This window comes from Salimicrobium album, from assembly GCF_900107115.1.
Taxonomy (GTDB): Bacteria; Bacillota; Bacilli; order Bacillales; family Halobacillaceae; genus Salimicrobium; species Salimicrobium album.
Genome location: NZ_FNOS01000003.1, coordinates 120,167 through 136,707 on the forward strand (window position 1 = coordinate 120,167; position 16,541 = coordinate 136,707).

General features: G+C 48.4%; 14 protein-coding genes and 1 pseudogene. 5 read left to right on the top strand and 10 right to left on the bottom strand.

What is annotated here, in order from left to right:
- Positions 1–183 precede the first annotated feature (183 nt).
- Positions 184–495, bottom strand: a complete 312-nt coding sequence (locus BLU03_RS06700; protein WP_093106567.1) for a phasin family protein — start codon at positions 493–495, stop codon at positions 184–186.
- 13 nt (positions 496–508) lie between these two features.
- Positions 509–2,149, bottom strand: a complete 1,641-nt coding sequence (locus BLU03_RS06705) for an ABC1 kinase family protein (RefSeq protein ID WP_093106570.1) — start codon at positions 2,147–2,149, stop codon at positions 509–511.
- Positions 2,150–2,431: 282 nt separating this feature from the next.
- Here BLU03_RS06705 and BLU03_RS06710 point away from each other — a divergent pair, with 282 nt between their 5' ends.
- The 3 genes from BLU03_RS06710 (at position 2,432) to BLU03_RS06720 (ending at position 6,633) form a co-directional block, all read left to right on the top strand.
- Positions 2,432–4,591, top strand: a complete 2,160-nt coding sequence (locus BLU03_RS06710; protein WP_093106572.1) for an immune inhibitor A domain-containing protein — start codon at positions 2,432–2,434, stop codon at positions 4,589–4,591.
- Between the two features lie 254 nt (positions 4,592–4,845).
- The gene (locus BLU03_RS06715; protein WP_093106575.1) at positions 4,846–5,736 is read left to right on the top strand and encodes a GNAT family N-acetyltransferase; all 891 of its coding nucleotides are present in this window, start codon (positions 4,846–4,848) and stop codon (positions 5,734–5,736) included.
- 24 nt (positions 5,737–5,760) lie between these two features.
- On the top strand, positions 5,761–6,633 hold the full coding sequence (locus tag BLU03_RS06720) for a fructosamine kinase family protein (RefSeq protein WP_093106578.1): 873 nt from the start codon (positions 5,761–5,763) through the stop codon (positions 6,631–6,633).
- Here BLU03_RS06720 and BLU03_RS06725 read toward each other — a convergent pair.
- Positions 6,612–7,235 carry a DUF1722 domain-containing protein gene (locus BLU03_RS06725; RefSeq protein WP_176765431.1) on the bottom strand — a complete coding sequence of 208 codons (624 nt, stop codon included), beginning with the start codon at positions 7,233–7,235 and terminating at the stop codon, positions 6,612–6,614. The two genes, BLU03_RS06720 and BLU03_RS06725, sit on opposite strands and share 22 nt — an antisense overlap.
- Positions 7,236–7,395: 160 nt before the next feature.
- Between BLU03_RS06725 and BLU03_RS06730 the strand changes: the two genes are divergently transcribed.
- Entirely contained in the window at positions 7,396–8,745 is a 1,350-nt protein-coding gene (locus BLU03_RS06730; RefSeq protein ID WP_076571631.1) for a YjiH family protein, read from the top strand.
- A gap of 183 nt (positions 8,746–8,928) precedes the next feature.
- Positions 8,929–9,918 carry an acyltransferase family protein gene (locus BLU03_RS06735; protein WP_093106583.1) on the top strand — a complete coding sequence of 330 codons (990 nt, stop codon included), beginning with the start codon at positions 8,929–8,931 and terminating at the stop codon, positions 9,916–9,918.
- Between the two features lie 86 nt (positions 9,919–10,004).
- Here BLU03_RS06735 and BLU03_RS06740 read toward each other — a convergent pair whose 3' ends face one another.
- The 7 genes and pseudogenes from BLU03_RS06740 to nagE form a co-directional block, all read right to left on the bottom strand.
- On the bottom strand, positions 10,005–11,249 hold the full coding sequence (locus tag BLU03_RS06740) for an aminopeptidase (protein ID WP_093106586.1): 1,245 nt from the start codon (positions 11,247–11,249) through the stop codon (positions 10,005–10,007).
- Between the two features lie 10 nt (positions 11,250–11,259).
- Positions 11,260–11,799: a YpjP family protein gene (locus BLU03_RS06745; protein ID WP_093106588.1), complete on the bottom strand. Its 540-nt coding sequence runs from the start codon at positions 11,797–11,799 to the stop codon at positions 11,260–11,262.
- Positions 11,800–11,898: 99 nt separating this feature from the next.
- The gene (locus tag BLU03_RS06750; RefSeq protein ID WP_237757040.1) at positions 11,899–12,159 is read right to left on the bottom strand and encodes a hypothetical protein; all 261 of its coding nucleotides are present in this window, start codon (positions 12,157–12,159) and stop codon (positions 11,899–11,901) included.
- A gap of 129 nt (positions 12,160–12,288) precedes the next feature.
- On the bottom strand, positions 12,289–13,017 hold the full coding sequence (locus tag BLU03_RS06755; protein WP_093106590.1) for a GntR family transcriptional regulator: 729 nt from the start codon (positions 13,015–13,017) through the stop codon (positions 12,289–12,291).
- On the bottom strand, positions 13,007–13,744 hold the full coding sequence (gene nagB, locus BLU03_RS06760; protein ID WP_093106593.1) for a glucosamine-6-phosphate deaminase: 738 nt from the start codon (positions 13,742–13,744) through the stop codon (positions 13,007–13,009). Before nagB ends, BLU03_RS06755 begins: the two co-directional genes overlap by 11 nt.
- Before the next feature lie 2 nt (positions 13,745–13,746).
- A complete protein-coding gene (nagA, locus tag BLU03_RS06765) occupies positions 13,747–14,904 on the bottom strand; it encodes an N-acetylglucosamine-6-phosphate deacetylase (RefSeq protein WP_093106595.1) in 1,158 nt (385 codons plus the stop codon).
- 24 nt (positions 14,905–14,928) lie between these two features.
- A pseudogene (gene nagE, locus BLU03_RS06770) lies at positions 14,929–16,308 on the bottom strand (N-acetylglucosamine-specific PTS transporter subunit IIBC); the annotation flags it as partial.
- Between the last annotated feature and the right edge of the window lie 233 nt (positions 16,309–16,541).

Consider the following 16,541-nt stretch of genomic DNA (forward strand, 5'->3'; position numbering starts at 1 on the left):
AATAAACCTCCTCCACATTGAATATGCACCATCATACCACACATCCCCCCCGGTTACGACACGGGTTACCCCTTTTTCCAACTATTCGGTTTATTCATGTTGATGTATGAATATTATATAAGACAGTAAAAAAGCCGTCTCCCCTTTTTTCCCGGGAATACGGCTCTTCACAGTTTATATTTCTTAGTCATTCTCATTTTCGCGATGAAGCTTCTCCAGACGTTCCACCCGGGCTTCAAGTTTATAGTAGTCTTCTTCCGTAACAAAACCGATTTCCTTCAGCCGGTCTTTCATCATAGTCCGCGTCTGGTTCGTAAAGTCCATGTCGGCGTTCTGACCTTTTTCCATCCATTCATTCATCATCGCTTTCGCTTCTTTCGGGGTCATTTCCCCTTTGTCGACCATGTCCTGCACCATCTTCTCAAATCTTTCCTTGCCGCTTATAGCTGCTCCGACACCGAGGTAAAACCCGCGCTTCATCCATTTGTCCATCATTTTATCACTCCTCCTAGGAAATATTTTTGATCATACTTGCATGTTTCCATGAAAACAGAAAAGTTCCGGCAAAACTCACGCCTGATATTAGATATAACACCCAGATCGGGATCTCCTCCAAACTCGCTGGCAGAAAGAAGGAGGCGACCAGGGTGGTACTCCCGATTAAAAAAGTGACAGCAGCATAGAAAAAATAGAAATGATGCCACAACGTCTGCTGCTGCTTCGTCTGCTGCCATTCCCGCTCCTTATCCCCGTCTTCGAGAAACTCCACGAGTGCCCGGGGCAGGGAAAGGAGAGGCTGGCCCGTCTCTTTTACTATGTTTTTATAAAAACCGAATTTGGACTGATTGCCCGTCATCCATTCATTGATCACCGGCTTGCCCCACGATACGAGATCCATTTGCGGGTATACAGCCGTAAGCACTCCTAAAATCATGGACGCCGCCCTTCCGAGAAAAGCGTAGTCGGCCGGCAGCTGTATCGGCTGGTCTTTCACGAAATCCTGAAGATCTTCCAGAATATCGTTCATGACGGTTGCGTCCATCTTACTCATATCTTCACTCAAATACATCGACACCAGTCGACGCATCATCTTCTTCATCGCTTCCGTATCTGCATCATCGAGAAGAAAATTCATTTCTCTGAGCGACTCCACCACTCTGTCATAATCATCGATAATGAACCCTTCGATCATAGAGCGGATGTGGTCGACGTCTTCCCTTTTCACTTTTCCGACCATACCGAAATCGATAACGACTACGGTACCGTCCTCTTTAATCATTATATTTCCCGCATGCGGGTCCGCATGAAACATTCCGGCATTGACGAACTGTTCCACACAAAGATCGAATATAGTCCGGGCAAGCTTCTCGCGGTCCAGGTCATTTCTTTTGATGAAGGAAATATCCGTTACCCGCGTACCTTCCACCCACTCCATTACAAGCACACGACCGTTGGAAAGATCGGTGAAATATTCCGGTATGTACACGTTGGAATGCTCTTCGAACCTTTTCCGGAAGTAATTCCCGTTCTCAAGCTCCATCGTGAAATCCAGTTCATCGCTCATCACGGCTACGACTTCTTTATAGAGGGAAGGAAGATCCGCTTTCTTCCCGAAAATAGTAAAGCGGTTGAGTATCCCGAACACCACTCTCATCGCCTTGAAATCCGTCTGGAAAATTTCTCTTACGCGATATCGCTGAACTTTGACTGCAACAGGGGTGCCATCATGAAGATAAGCTTTATACACCTCCCCGATTGATGCGGAAGCGATGGGGTCTTCATCGATGGAGGCGATATATTTGTCCATGGACTCCTGCCAGTCCTCTTCTATAATCCCTTTCGAATACTCAAAAGGTACGGGCTGGACACGATCGACCAGACCTTCGAGTTCACGTATGAAAGAAGAAGGGAGTAAGTCACCGCGTGAACTTAAGAACTGGCCGAACTTAATGAGCAGTCCCCCCAGATAAACGGCGCGCTGCCTGTATTCGGTAGCCAGTTCTTTCAGTAGTTTTTCCCACTTTCTTTCCGTTTCCTGATCCCATATTCTGTTCAGTTTCTGGAACCAGAATATTTTCCACAAAAACTTTATGGACATCCAGATAATTATATACATTCTATAAATCCCTATGTACTTCTTCGACTCCAATGCCTTCCCCCCTCTTGCAAGTGTAATGACCCTTTCCCTTTCCAGCTTTCTTTCAACCATAAAAAAACATGAATTTGAGCTTAAAGACTCGTTTATTTACTTTTTTTACCTTTTGACACAACTAAAGAACTAACTTTTTACAATGAAATAATGAGCATACTTCTTCCAAAAGAACAAAAACTGTCACACCTGTACTTTTTTACTATTTTAATTATTTTGAAAATTTTATCATTTATGTGCATAATAGGTTTTGCAATCAAAATCGATACAGGGGGTCTGGAAATGAGGAAATTATCCACCTGGCTGACCGCCGGGGCACTGTCAATGGTACTCGCTGCTCCGACAGTAAGTGCCGAAACATCTTCCACCGAAGACTACACGAACTGGAACAAGGAACGCTACACGGACAAAATGCACATCGACAGCATGCTTAGGCAGAAATCCGAGCAGGAAGGTTTCGATGAGAAAGCTATCGAAACGATCAGAAAAAATGCAGAAAATGTTAATTTTAATGAACAGGAAGGTTCGGAAAACGGAAGTGGAGATTCCGGATTTACATATGATGGAGGAACGAAAAAGTTTCTTGACCGGGATCTCGGATTCCAGGATTTCACTCTCCGCAGTTCGGGCGAGCATGTGGAAATATGGGTAGCGAACGACCTCTCCTTCCCGGAAGGTGACCCGCGTGAAGCTCATAAAATCAATCAGGAACAGGTAGATAAACTTACGAAAGAGTTCGATACGAATATTTATCCGAAAGCTACCGAATTTTTCGGTAAGCAGGATCCGCTCGACGGGACGAATGCCCAGCTGGTGGATCTCGGCGTCGTCCCTGAAGGTTACTACGAGACCGAAGACGATGAGAAAATCACCATTCTCGTGAACAATATCAAAGACGACAACTACAACGACCCGGACTACCCGTTCTTCGTCGCAGGCTTTTTCTGGCAGACGATCGAACAGTATACGGACCGTAATATCGTAACGATCGATTCCCGGGACTGGGGCGAGCGTCTGGAAGAATCTTTTTTCTCGACCACCATCCACGAACTTCAGCACTTGATTCACGCTGATAATGACAGCGACGAAACGTCCTGGGTGAACGAAGGGATGTCCACGTTCTCCGAGTACCTGGGCGGCTACGGCGTAGATGCCGGCTCCATCAATTTCCTGCTCGATCATCCGGAGAACTCTCTTACTGCCTGGGATGAACACGTAGATGCAAAAACGGGGCCGGAAACGATTGCGGACTACGGTCTCGTGCAGCTGTTCACTCTTTACAACTACGAACAGTTCGGTCAGGAATTCATCCGTTCTGTAGCTACAAGCGATATCAACAGCATCGACAGCTACAGAAGAGCATATGAAGAATTCGGTATCAATAAGTCGTTCGAGGAAGTATATCAGGACTTCACTTCCGCACTCGTCATGGACGACAACAAGTTCAAAGGCGGAAAATACGGATTTGAAAACGTGGATCTGCGTGACCTTCCGACAGAAGATGGGACACGCGGAAAAACCGTGAACTTCGAAAAAGCCGAAGACTATGAAAAAGAAGGCGTACCTGCCTGGGGGACCGACTTCAAAGAATTCAATTTTGAACCGGGAGAAAATGTGGAATCCTTCGATTTCAACGGAGTCGACTTTCTTCCTTTCCAATGGACCTCGACAGAAGACCCGCTGAATAAAGGCAACGATGTATATTACAGTACCAAAGGCGATGAAATGGATAACGCGATGATTTTTGAAGCGGATCTTTCAGGACTTAACGAAGCCACTCTTTCTTTTGATCACTACTACCAGATTGAAGAGAACTGGGACTTCGGAATGGTTCAGGTATCCACCGACGGCGGCGATACGTGGACGTCCCTCTCCAACGGGAACACGACGAGTAACGTGACCGACCAGGGGTATCCGAAGATCAAAGAAAACGTTCCAGGTTTCACCGGAAGCAATGGTTCTTTCCAAAACGAAACATTCGACCTCTCTGAATATGCCGGAGAGAACGTACTGATCTCCTTCCGTTACCTTACGGACTGGGGTTCCACCGAAAAAGGCTGGTATCTCGACAACATTGAAGTTCCGGAAGCAGGAGTCTCTTACACCGGGGAGAGTACGGAAGGCTTTACTTCCCAGGCGGAACTGAACGAAAACTACGTGAACTACGGCGTTTCTTTCTTCAAAGAGAAGAATAACGGAAAGTATCAGGTCGTACACGTCGACCCGTTCAATATTACAGACAAGGATGCCCTCGAACTTCAGCAGGTATTCCGTCCCGGCAAAACGTACATGACCACTCATTACGCTGCACCTCAGGACAGCACGGAGTATGTGAATTTCGAATATGAAATTTCCTACAAAGAAAACGGGAATAACGGCAATAAAGGCAATAATGGGAATAATGGTAACAGCGGGAACAACGGAAAAAACAAACAGAAATAAGCAGAATCGGCCCTTTCAGAGGGCCGGTTTTATTTTTTCGTAAAGCCCGGTATGTTCAGCAGATTTTTTATGTCGGACGAAGCTTTTTTTCGTTACGTTCGCCACTCTGTTTTCTCAGTGAACGGCACGTGAAAGGAACGAAAAACTATTCTCCTTTCGCGGGGACGCCCGGATGATTGATTCTACTTTTCATTTGAGGTGATTTTTGCCATGATAGTGGGAGAACGTACTTAGAGAGGACGGGATTTTCCTTGATGATAAAAGAACTGGAAGTGAAAGATTTACGTCCGGTATCCGAATGGCTGCACCGGATGAACGGGGATGATAAACACTTCGTCGCCTGGCTCGCTTCGGATCCGAAAGAGATATTCGAACAGATCTGGGGGCTTACCCAGCTGAACGATCCCTTCGCATTTGTAGCATGGGACGGGGAAGAAATCGTCGGCTTCCTCGGCATACTCCCTTTTTTCGAACAGAGAGTGTGCAGACTTCTCGGCCCATTCGCGACAAAACAGGAAACTCTGATTATCGAGAGGTTATGGCAGAAGGCTTCTCTTACGCTCGAAATGTATTTTGATGCGGCGAAGCTTGCCTGTTTCGATGTGAACACGGAACTTCTCACCTTCGCGGAACACTATGAATTTGAACTTTATAATATAGAGAAGACACTCCGGCTTGATAAAGAATCCTTCACCCAGGAACCGGAGGGTGCTCCAATCGCTCCGCTGGATGAATCCCGGCGCGAAGAGCTCGATTCGATTCATCCGGCCGGGGCCTACTATACGACGGATGAAATGCTCACATTTTCCCGTGAAAACGGCCACCACCTGCTCGGATATTTCGACGGCGATGATCTCGCCGGTTATCTGTATCTGGAAACCATACTCCCCGAAGAAGAAGGGGAAATCTGTTTCGTAAACGTAGCTTCCGAAGAACAGGGAGAGGGCGTCGGCAGTGCCCTGCTCACCTATGCCCTTTCTCTCGGGTTCCGGAGGGAAAACTTTTCCTATATTACGATTTCCGTGCGGGAAGCTAACAGCGGAGCCGAGAATCTGTACAGGCAGTTCGGCTTTTATGAATGGCATACGATCTACGCCTACAACAAAACGATCGAAACACAGCCGCCTCCGAAACTTGTCCACTGATTTCGGCGGAAAAGGAGGGAACGCATGAGCTATCTTGAAGATATTTTAAAATCTACAGGAGACACCACACCGATTATAAAGCAAAAATCGGTAAGCGGCGGAGACATCAATGAAGCTTTTTATGTACGGACGACAGCGCAGGAATATTTTGCGAAAAGAAATAAAGGAGCCTCTTCCCGGTTCTTCCAGACGGAAGCGAGAGGTCTTGAGCTCCTCCGGCAGACCGGCGCGATCGACGTTCCGCGAGTTTATCATCACGGAGGAAACGACGAGGAAGCGTGGCTCGTTCTGGAATATATCCCGGCCGGCACTCCCTCCCCGCTGTCCGAAAGCCGACTCGGGGAGCGGCTTTCCCGTATGCATGCCAGGGAAAACAGTGCCTACGGTTTCGATCAGCCCACGTTCATCGGGGAAATTCTGCAGGAGAATCATATGTATCCGTCCTGGCTGGAGTATTACCGGAGCGAACGGCTTCTTCCACAGATTAAACTGGCAGGAGAAAAAGGGAAACTTCCGCCGGACAGAGAAAAACGTGCCCATCAGCTTCTGGAGCATCTGGACACGTGGATCCCCGAAGACCCCGGAAGTTCCCTTCTCCACGGTGATCTCTGGGGCGGCAACTGGATGACAGGTCCCGAAGACACGCCTTACCTGATAGACCCTTCCGTGCTATACGGAGACAGACTGATGGATCTCGCTTTCACCGAACTGTTCGGAGGATATTCCCGGGATTTTTATGAGGCGTATGCCGCGTACACCCCTCTCCCCGACTATTATCAGGACGTGAAACCTTTATACCAGCTGTTTTATCTGTTCGTTCATCTGAATATGTTCGGGGAGGCCTTCGGAAGCCAGGTGGACCGGATTCTCACTCATTACACAGAAACGAAAGGGTGAGGGTAGAGATAAGCCTGGGATAGTACGTAGTCATCTTCATATTTATGACCGAAATCTTTCAGTAATGCTCTTACTTCATCCAAAGAAATTGCACCATCCACGAACTGCTTCAGTTTTCTCTGAAGCAGTTCTTTTTCTTCTTCGGATAACTGCCGCTTTACGTGTCCCGCAATATGTTCACAGGCATTGACGTGTCTCGCCCGGGTCGGAGGAGTCTCCACCGCTTTCTCGAGAAGCTGGCGATAATCTTCGGCCAGCTCAAAGAACGGGGTCTCTCTTCCCCGGGCCAATAATCGACCCATTTGTTTCTGTATACCCGGGGAGTACGCCATCAGTAAATATTTATGATCCGATTGAAAATCGAACAGCCGCCGTTTTGATTCCTGCTCGAACACTTTTCTCAGGCGATGCAGCGTAAACATTTTCGTCCAGAAGTCATCGAGATCTTCAGGGCTCGCATGAATCAGAAAAGAAGCGGAGCTGCTCCCGTCGGCATGGCGATTCCCGGTAATATTTACGTATTCCTCCAGTCGATGTAAGTACTCCCTGCTGATGTCCACGTCTCTTTCAATATATATAGCAGGCTTCTGTTTATAGTCCACGTCACTCTCTCCCTTTTTACGAAAGATTCTGTCTACGAAGAAGGATTCCCCGTCATAGCCGTCGAATAACATAAAAGCAGTCATAAAATACTTGGCAATATGACGTTTATGTATTAAAATCTATTTTATTGCATAATTATACTCAGTTAGGAGCGCTCTCATGAATAAACACACTTTCCCCTTATCTGCTCATTTAAAATTCATCATACCTTCTCTTATCGGTGTGATTCTGTTTATGGTGCCCACCCCCTCCGGTGAATCCCTCACCATACTTGTCGCTATTTTCGCCGGATGGCTTGAAGAGGCACTGGCAGGTTATTTATCTTTAATAATGACGTTCATCATTTCTCTTACGGCTGTACTTACCGTCTGGGTAAAAGCAGGAGGGCGTAAAAACGTTAAGTCCTCTCCTTTCTTCACTTCACTGCTGGACGTCACCCCTTTCTGGACAGGAGTTCGGGTTCTCGGAATGATTTTTGCCCTGATGGTGTATTTCCAGATCGGCCCGGAAGCGATCATTTCGGAAAATACCGGTGGCATGCTTCTCGATTCCCTTCTTCACGTGCTGTTTACAGTATTCCTCTTTGCCGGACTGTTCCTGCCCCTGCTATTGAATTACGGGCTGCTGGAACTCTTCGGAGTGCTGCTGACGAAAATTATGCGTCCGCTCTTCACACTTCCGGGGCGTTCCTCGATCGATTCACTTGCTTCCTGGCTTGGTGACGGGACGATCGGTGTGCTTCTCACGAGTAAGCAATACGAGGAAGGATACTACACGAAACGTGAAGCTGCCGTCATCGGTACCACCTTTTCCGTCGTATCGATAACGTTTACGATCGTCGTCATCGAAGAACTCGGACTCGGCCACATGTTTCTCCCTCTTTACGGAACGATAGTTGTCGCCGGGGTAGTGGCAGCACTTATTATGCCGCGTATACCTCCGCTTTCCCGAAAACCGGACACGTTCGTTACGGAAGAACCTCAGGGGAACGGCGATGATGTTCCAAAATCGGAGAACGCCTTCGCCTACGGTTATAAGCAGGCGGTCAAACAGGGGAACCAGTCCCCGGGGGTCACCGGATTCCTTAAAAACGGAGCGCAGAACATCCTCGATATGTGGATGGGCGTGGCTCCCATCGTTATGGCTCTCGGCACGGTAGCTCTGGTACTGGCGGAGTTCACACCGCTGTTTTCATGGCTCGGTGTACCGTTCATCCCGATTCTTGAACTGCTGCAGATTCCGTCGGCCCAGGCTGCATCCGAAACCATTCTGATCGGGTTCGCGGATATGTTCCTGCCGGCACTGATCGGTGCTTCCATTGAAAGTGAAATGACCCGCTTCGTCATTGCCGCCCTGTCCGTCACACAACTGATTTACATGTCGGAAGTCGGAGGGCTTCTCCTCGGATCGAAAGTACCCGTGGGTATCAAAGATCTGTTCATCATTTATCTGGAGAGGACGATTATCACCCTGCCGGTAATTGCACTGATCGCCCATCTGATATTTTAAATAAAAGCAGAGATGACAGTCGGACCGGCTGTCGTCTCTGCTTATTTTCATAATAAAGATATATCTTCCTGTTACAGCTCTTTTACGTTCTGCTAACATTGTTTTTTTACTTATACACAAACTCCCCGGTAAGTAGTACGATATAAATAACACTAATGCTTATAGAAAAGGCGGGAGACGCACATGGAACGCGATGCTTTTTTCGATAATGCGAAACTGTTTCTGATCGTACTCGTTGTATTCGGACACGCGATACAGCCGATGACGAATGATTCCGTCTTTGTATATAATCTCTACACATTCATCTATATCTTCCACATGCCTGCCTTCATTCTTCTTGCAGGCTTTTTTGCCAAAGGGTCGAGGGACAAAAAATATATACTGCAAATGATGAAGAAACTGCTGCTTCCCTATTTTCTTTTTCAGGCCGTGTACAGCGGCTATTACTACGCTCTCGGGGACGAGGGGTGGTACAACGGGTTCTTTCATCCGCACTGGTCTCTCTGGTTCCTGATCAGTCTGTTCTGCTGGCATATTCTGCTCATCGGGTTCAAAAAGCTGCCGCCACTTCTCGGTATACTTATTTCGCTTGAGCTCGGTCTGATCATCGGATATTTCAGCGACATCGGCCATACGTACAGTCTGTCGCGCACCTTCGTGTTCTTCCCGTTTTTTCTTGCGGGATACTGGCTTACTACCCGGCAGGTGAAAATATGGCAGAGCACTTCCGTGCGTGCCGGTTCACTCGTGACCATGGGGATTATAGGTACGCTGATCGTTCTTTTTCCGGAATTCAGTTCCGACTGGCTGCTCGGTTCCAAATCCTATGCCACTCTCGGCAGTCCTGAATCCGGAGGCTGGGTCCGTCTCGGAGTCTACGTACTTGCTGCTGCCATGACAGTATCCGTGCTGGCCTGGGTTCCGAGTCGCCATTTCTCTTTCACGAAACTCGGTCAGCGGACGCTTTACGTATATTTACTGCACGGATTCGTCATCCAGTTTTTCCGGGAAACAGAATTTTTCACATATACTCACTGGCTGGACGTATTCGGAGTCTTTTTCGTATCGCTCGGAATCGTCTATCTCTTCTCTTCCACTTTCATGATGAAAGCGGCGTCGCCTCTGATTGAAGCGAAACTTCCCCGGAGACGAAAGATCCGTACGTTTCAATAAAGTCATAAATACGAAAAAGTCCCCTGCAACAAGATGTTGTCAGGGGGCTTTTACAATGACTTACACGTTCGATTCCGGTGCCGTTTTTACTTCCTGAAATCCCCGGCCCAGCTGCCGTTGCGGAACACCGGTTCAAACGTACCGTCCTCTTTCTCTCCGTCAATATCGAGTTCAGCCGAACCGATCATGAAGTCTTCGTGCACGAGACTGTCGTTCACTCCGTTTTTATCCCGCTCCTCTGCGCTCATCTCCGAGCCTTTCTCCACGTTGGTCGGATAAGCTTTTCCGAGAGCAATATGACAGGAGGCATTCTCGTCGAACAGCGTGTTGTAGAAGACGTGACCGGACTCGGAAATCGGTGATTCGACAGGGACGAGAGCAACTTCGCCGAGACGTTTCGCTCCTTCATCCGTTTCAAGAAGATATTTCAGGGACTCTTCCCCGGATTCCGCCTTATAATCTACGACCTTCCCTTCTTCGAATGTAAGCGAGAAGTTCTCGATCAGGTTCCCGTCGTAATTAAACGGCATCGTGCTCCGTACCGTTCCGTTCACTCCGTATTTATGAGGCATCGTAAATACCTCTTCTGTCGGCATGTTAGGGTTGAACTTCACGCCTTTCACAGATTCGGCAGCGCCGCCGGCCCAAATATGATTTTTCGGAAGCTCAATCGTAAGTTCCGTCCCAGGCGCTTTATAGTGAAGCTTTTTGAACTGTTTATCATTCAGCAGCTCTCTCGCTTTACGCAGGTTCTCATTGTGCTCATCCCAGGCTTTCATCGGGTCTTCTTTATCAATCCGGGTAATATGGAAAATCTGTTCCCACAGTTTATCCTGAGCTGATGCCACCGGCTCATTCGGAAAAAGTTTCTTTGCCCAGTCCGGATGAGGGAAAGCTACGATCGTCCAGGTTATTTTATCTTCCATAATATAATCCCTGTAGGTGGTGAGCGCTTCGGCACTCGCTTTATTGGCTTTCGCTACTCTTTCCGAGTCCACATCTTTTAAAAGGTCCGGATCAGGTCCGTAGACGTTCACTACCGAATATCCGTCTTTCGCCATTTCTTCAAGACCCTCGGCCCGCCAGCGCGGGAAGTTCTCAAGCACTTCGTCTGCTGCATGTTTCATTTTCATATAAGTGAGGACGTTATCGCCCCACTGGACGTGTACGTCTTTCGCACCGCGTCCGTACGCCTTTGCGCTCAGTATATGCACAAAATCGGCAGCTTCTATCGGGGCGTTGATAATGATCCCCTGGCCTTCCTGTATGTTGACCCCTTTTTGCAATGCAACATCTGCATACTGCTCAAGCTTTTTCTGAAATGTACTCATGCTCATCCTCCTACGACATCCACTTCGGTGGTGTGTTTTTATCCCAGTATATTTCTCCCAACGGGTGGTGGTTTTCATACCCGTCTTCTTTCACATGATAATGGAAATTAAACCAGTACCCTTCCCCCGGACGCAGGTCCCGCCTGACGTGGAAGCGCGCCAGCTCTTCACCGGAACGGGTATTTGTCAGGTTGAAAATTTTTTCTCCATAACCTCCAGCCGGGCTCTCCGAAATTTCATAGACAGGTACATCTCCGACATCCACACAGGACTCGATTACTGCTTCAATTTCCGGAAAGATAATCTCGACCATGTCTTCTTCCACTTTCTCCTTGATGCGCGGCCCCAGTTTCGTGAACGTCTGTTCTTTCGCTTTGTCCGTCAGGTCTTCCACGGTAAGCTGCTGCGACAGCTCCTTCGAAAGGCCCATCTCTTCCCTGAACGTTTCCGTCCCCGAGGCCTCGGCTTCCGGGGGATCCTGCGGTATGTACAGCCCGAGTGTCATAACAGCCACGAGGGATACAAACAGTTTTCTCAGCCATATCTTCATGTTTTTCATCCTTTTATCGATAAAAGTCGGGACCTTTTCCACTTATCATTGTCCTCACAAAACACCCCTATGCCCGCGCATAGAGGTGTGAGCCGATTCCTACTCCGTGAGTACGAAAGTCTCCAGTTTCAGTGTGACATCGACCTTTTTCATCCGCCCCTGAACGGTATAGTGATTGGTTTCATGCCGGAAAAATTCCCGTGCTCCGTTGTAGGTGGTAAACCATTTGTTGCCAATTACGGAAAATTCGCCTTTTTCCCTGTCCGTAACCTCAATCGGGTGATACGTCCTGCCGAGATGCCCGTCTTCTCTTTCCATTATCCCGACGCGATGCCTGGCATCCATCCATACTTGAGTCATGATTTTCAAGAGATCACTCCTTATATCACGGAAAACCGCATTTAATTGTGTGACAATTTGTAAGTTGAGTCAATTATCGCAAAATTCTCACACAATTTCAACACTTTACCGTTAAAAAGCAGAGAAGGACTATTTTTCTCTTTGCATGTCACTGATGAATTTATAGCGATCGCTTCGATAAATGGATGTGTTCCGCTCAAATGGAACGCCGGCACTCAGGTAACCGAGACGCTCTATCCGCAGAATCGCATCTCCTTCTTCGATGGAAAGAGGTTCGGCTTCTTCGAAAACAGCTGTCCCCGCCTCGATTGTCTGCCTGGCCCGTTCAATCGAAAGCTCCGTTTTCGTTTCGATGTATTCGTAAAAGGAGACGCCTTCCAGTCTGTCGGCATCGAGCTCCGGAAACAGATGGACCGGTATGAAAGTCTCTTCGATAGCCATCGGTTCCTCGTCCGCGTAACGGATCCGTTTCAGGTAATAGACTTCCTCGTCTTTCAGTTGAAGGATATCTTTTGTCGTTTCGTCCGGTTCCTGTTTTTCGAATATAAGCAGTTCGTTGTGAGGCGTGAGTCCGCGCCGTTTCATATCCTCACTGAAGCTTGTGACCCCCTGAAGAGGCTGTTCGAATTTTTCTTCGGCTACGAACGTGCCCCGCCCCTTTTCCCTGTAAAGGATACGATTCCGGACCATATTCGAAATCGCCTGACGGACGGTCATGCGACTCACTTCATAGGTTTCGGACAGCTCTCTTTCGGACGGGATAGCCTCTCCATAGTTATAAATACCGGACTCGATCTTCCGTTTCAGATCCTCTTCTATCTGGTAGTACATCGGCAGAGGAGATTCTTTATTCAGCACTGGTGTCCACGTCCTTCCCGTAAGCTTCTTCGTCTACAATCAATGTAACATGTTTATGATTGTAGAGAGCCGAAGCGGGAAACATTTCGTCCATCTCTCCTTTCAGCAGCCGCCGGATAGCCTCCTGTTTATTCGCTCCTGAAGCCAGCAGGAGGATTTCCTCACTTTTCAGAATAGAAGCGATTCCCATCGTGACCGCTTCCGTCGGTACTGATTCAAGAGAAGGGAAAAACCTTGCGTTCGCCTCCCGCGTAACCTGATCCAGCTTTTCCACGTGCGTCCCGGCTTCAAAGGAAGCTCCCGGCTCGTTAAACCCTATGTGACCGTTACTCCCTATCCCGAGCAGCTGAATGTTTGCAGGACCTTCTTTATCAAGAAGTGCTTCATACTCTCTGCACTCTTTGTCCAGATCTTCTGCTTCCCCGTTCGGAATGTACGTATTTAAAAAAGGGATGTGCGAGAAGAGTTGTTCCTGCATAAACGTATGATAGCTCTGACTGTGATCTCTCGGCAGACCCACGTACTCATCAAGGTTGAACGTCGTAACCCCGGAATAGTCGATTCCGCGTGACCTGTGTCCCTCTATGAGCTGTTCGTACGTACCGAGCGGCGTTCCTCCGGTAGCCAGTCCGAGAACGCAGTCAGGCTCAGCATTCACTTTTTCCTCTATAACAGAGGCTGCTTTCCGGCTCATTTCCTCATAATTTTTCACAACGATAACTTCCATTCCTATTCCTTCCTTTCATATACCAGTTCTCCCCGGCACCATGTCGCATGTACGTTGAATTCATCATCAACGACTACGAGATCGGCATCTTTTCCGGGTGCAATACCACCTTTCCTGTGTCCCACTCCAAGTTCGCCGGCTGCGTTTCCGGAAGTGATGGCCAGCAATTCCTGATCCGACAGATGAAGATGTTTTTTCATAAGAGACGCCGCTTTTGAAAGAGTAAGTATACTCCCGGCAAGCGTCCCGTCTTCAAGAATCGCCTTCTGATTTTTAACAGTTACATCCTGACCTCCAAGGTCATAAGTACCTTCCGGCAGACATTTGGCACGCATTGCATCCGTAATGAGCAACGTCCGCTTATCTGTAAGCTGTCTGTAGGCAATCCCGACAGCTTCCTTACGTGAATGGATATGATCAACAATCAGTTCCACCATAAGACGCGGGTCCGTGAAGGCCGCTCCGGTCACGCCCGGATCTCTGTGATGCAGCCCGCTCATCTGGTTGTATAAATGCGTCACGTGACTTACTCCCGCTTCAACAGCGGCTTCCGCTTCATCGAACGTTGCATCTGTATGACCCATCGAAGCGATGATGCCTCTTGCTTTCAGATGACGAATCAGCTCCTCCCCACCCTTTTCTTCGGGGGCGAGCGTCACGAGCCTGATCGTGTCATTACTTGCTTTACGGTAGGTTTCGAACTTAGTGACGGAGGGCTCACGGATATAATCGACGGGCTGGGCACCGGCTTTCTTCCCGGATATGAACGGCCCTTCCAGATGTACTCCGAGCATTTCGGCCCCCTTTACGTTTTCTCCCGTAAAAGAGCCCACGTTGTGAAGAGCACGCTCTATGTTTTCCGGGGACTGGGTCATCGTAGTAGCAAGAAACGATGTAGTCCCCTCTTCCGGGAGAATCTCCGCTATACCTTGCAGGGCTTCGGGGGTGGCATCCATTACGTCGTGACCGTTCGCTCCGTGGATATGCACGTCGATGAACCCGGGGAACAGGGAAAGCCCTTCCCCGTCGATGACCGTATCTCCCCGGTTGAGAGGGGAGTCACTCACATTGCGGATTTCACCTTCTTCAAAGAGTACGCTTCCCTTTTCAATGGTACGATCCGTCTGTACAATACGCACGTTTTGATACTCGACACTCATCCCGTGCACCTCCTCTTATTTGTCCTTCATCTGTTTTTTGATAGCTTCTGCGAGGAACTCGACACTTGTGCCTACAACTACGTGGACGTTTTTCGAACCAATGTTGATGACACCCCGTGCCCCTTCACGTTTCAGCTTCTTGTCGTCCACTTTCTCTCTGTCTTCCATCGTAAGTCTGAGTCTTGTCGTACAGTATTCCAGCGTGTCGATATTCTCTTCGCCACCGAGTGCCTGAAGATAAGCGACCGCTTTTTCGTCATAGTCGGATGTTCCGCTTGACGCTTCTTCGGCATCTTCTTCATCGTCATCCTCACGTCCAGGTGTTTTCAGGTCCAGTTTCGTAATGAGGAAGTAGAAAACGACGAAATACAAAGCTCCCATGACGAGCCCGAGCACCAGAAGCATAAGCGGATTTTGTGCAATGTTGAAGTTCAGTAAATAGTCGATCAGTCCGGCCGAAAATCCGAATCCGTGCCGCACATCAAGCATATAAGCCGCGATCATCGATACTCCGGTCAACACGGCATGGACCACATATAGAAGCGGTGCGAGGAACATGAAAGAAAACTCGATTGGTTCCGTAACACCCGTAAGGAAGGAAGTAAGAGCGATACTTCCGAGCATCCCGCCGACAATTGCCTTCTTCTCTTTTTTGGCAGCCGCATACATGGCAAGACATGCACCGGGCAGACCGAACATCATAATCGGGAAGAAACCTGCAAGGAAGTACCCGGCCTCAGGGTCCCCTTTAAGGAAACGGTTGATCTCCCCGTTCACTGTCTCCCCTGCAGCCGTCGTAAAGCTTCCGAAATCGAACCAGATCAGTGTATTCATGACGTGGTGAAGCCCGACCGGTATCAGCAGGCGGTTCAGGAATCCGTAAAGACCGACGCCTGCTTCCCCGGAAGAAAGAATCCACTGGGCTGTCGCATCAAGAGCATACTGCGGATAAACCCATAAATACCCCATGATGAAAGACATGACTACCATGGCAGCAGACGTCACAATCGGTACGAATCGCTTTCCTCCGAAGAAAGATAAATATTCCGGAAGTTTAATATCGTAGAAGCGGTTGTACAACATACCGGCCGAAATGCCGGCAATGATACCGGCGAATACGCCCATGGATATGTTTTCGTTAATGGCTTCGACTCCCGCCTGTAAGACGAGAACCCCGATAGCCCCGGACAGAGCTGCACCTCCACCTCCATCTTTCGCAAATCCCATCGCGATACCTATCCCGAATATGAGCGGAAGGTTATCAAGAATACTGCCTCCTGCAGCTTCGATAAAGTCGATATCAAGCATATCATCCATGCCGAGACGCAGAAGCAGGGCCGCAGCCGGAAGTGTGGCAATGGGAAACATCAGTGATTTCCCGATTCGTTGAAAAAATGCTAACACGATTAAAACTCCTCTCTTTATTTGAAAACGCTTTATATAAATTCTACCACTCACGTATATAGTTGTCTATACCAATTTATCGGAAGAAGAAATTGATTTGGCTCGGGTACGGCTATCGTTCCCTTCACGGGAATGTTCAGGTGCTGAAGGTAACGATTCTACCGTTTTCCTTCCCTTCGCGGAGGATATTCTTCTTTGAACGTCACGATTCAGGCGAAAACGTTACCTTCGGA

Coding starts and splice junctions, on each gene's coding strand:
- BLU03_RS06700 (WP_093106567.1), bottom strand. CDS start 495: ATGATGGACAAATGGATGAAGCGCGGGTTTTACCTCGGTGTCGGAGCA.
- BLU03_RS06710 (WP_093106572.1), top strand. CDS start 2,432: ATGAGGAAATTATCCACCTGGCTGACCGCCGGGGCACTGTCAATGGTA.
- BLU03_RS06715 (WP_093106575.1), top strand. CDS start 4,846: ATGATAAAAGAACTGGAAGTGAAAGATTTACGTCCGGTATCCGAATGG.
- BLU03_RS06720 (WP_093106578.1), top strand. CDS start 5,761: ATGAGCTATCTTGAAGATATTTTAAAATCTACAGGAGACACCACACCG.
- BLU03_RS06730 (WP_076571631.1), top strand. CDS start 7,396: ATGAATAAACACACTTTCCCCTTATCTGCTCATTTAAAATTCATCATA.
- BLU03_RS06735 (WP_093106583.1), top strand. CDS start 8,929: ATGGAACGCGATGCTTTTTTCGATAATGCGAAACTGTTTCTGATCGTA.
- BLU03_RS06740 (WP_093106586.1), bottom strand. CDS start 11,249: ATGAGTACATTTCAGAAAAAGCTTGAGCAGTATGCAGATGTTGCATTG.
- BLU03_RS06745 (WP_093106588.1), bottom strand. CDS start 11,799: ATGAAGATATGGCTGAGAAAACTGTTTGTATCCCTCGTGGCTGTTATG.
- BLU03_RS06750 (WP_237757040.1), bottom strand. CDS start 12,159: ATGACTCAAGTATGGATGGATGCCAGGCATCGCGTCGGGATAATGGAA.
- nagB (WP_093106593.1), bottom strand. CDS start 13,744: ATGGAAGTTATCGTTGTGAAAAATTATGAGGAAATGAGCCGGAAAGCA.
- nagA (WP_093106595.1), bottom strand. CDS start 14,904: ATGAGTGTCGAGTATCAAAACGTGCGTATTGTACAGACGGATCGTACC.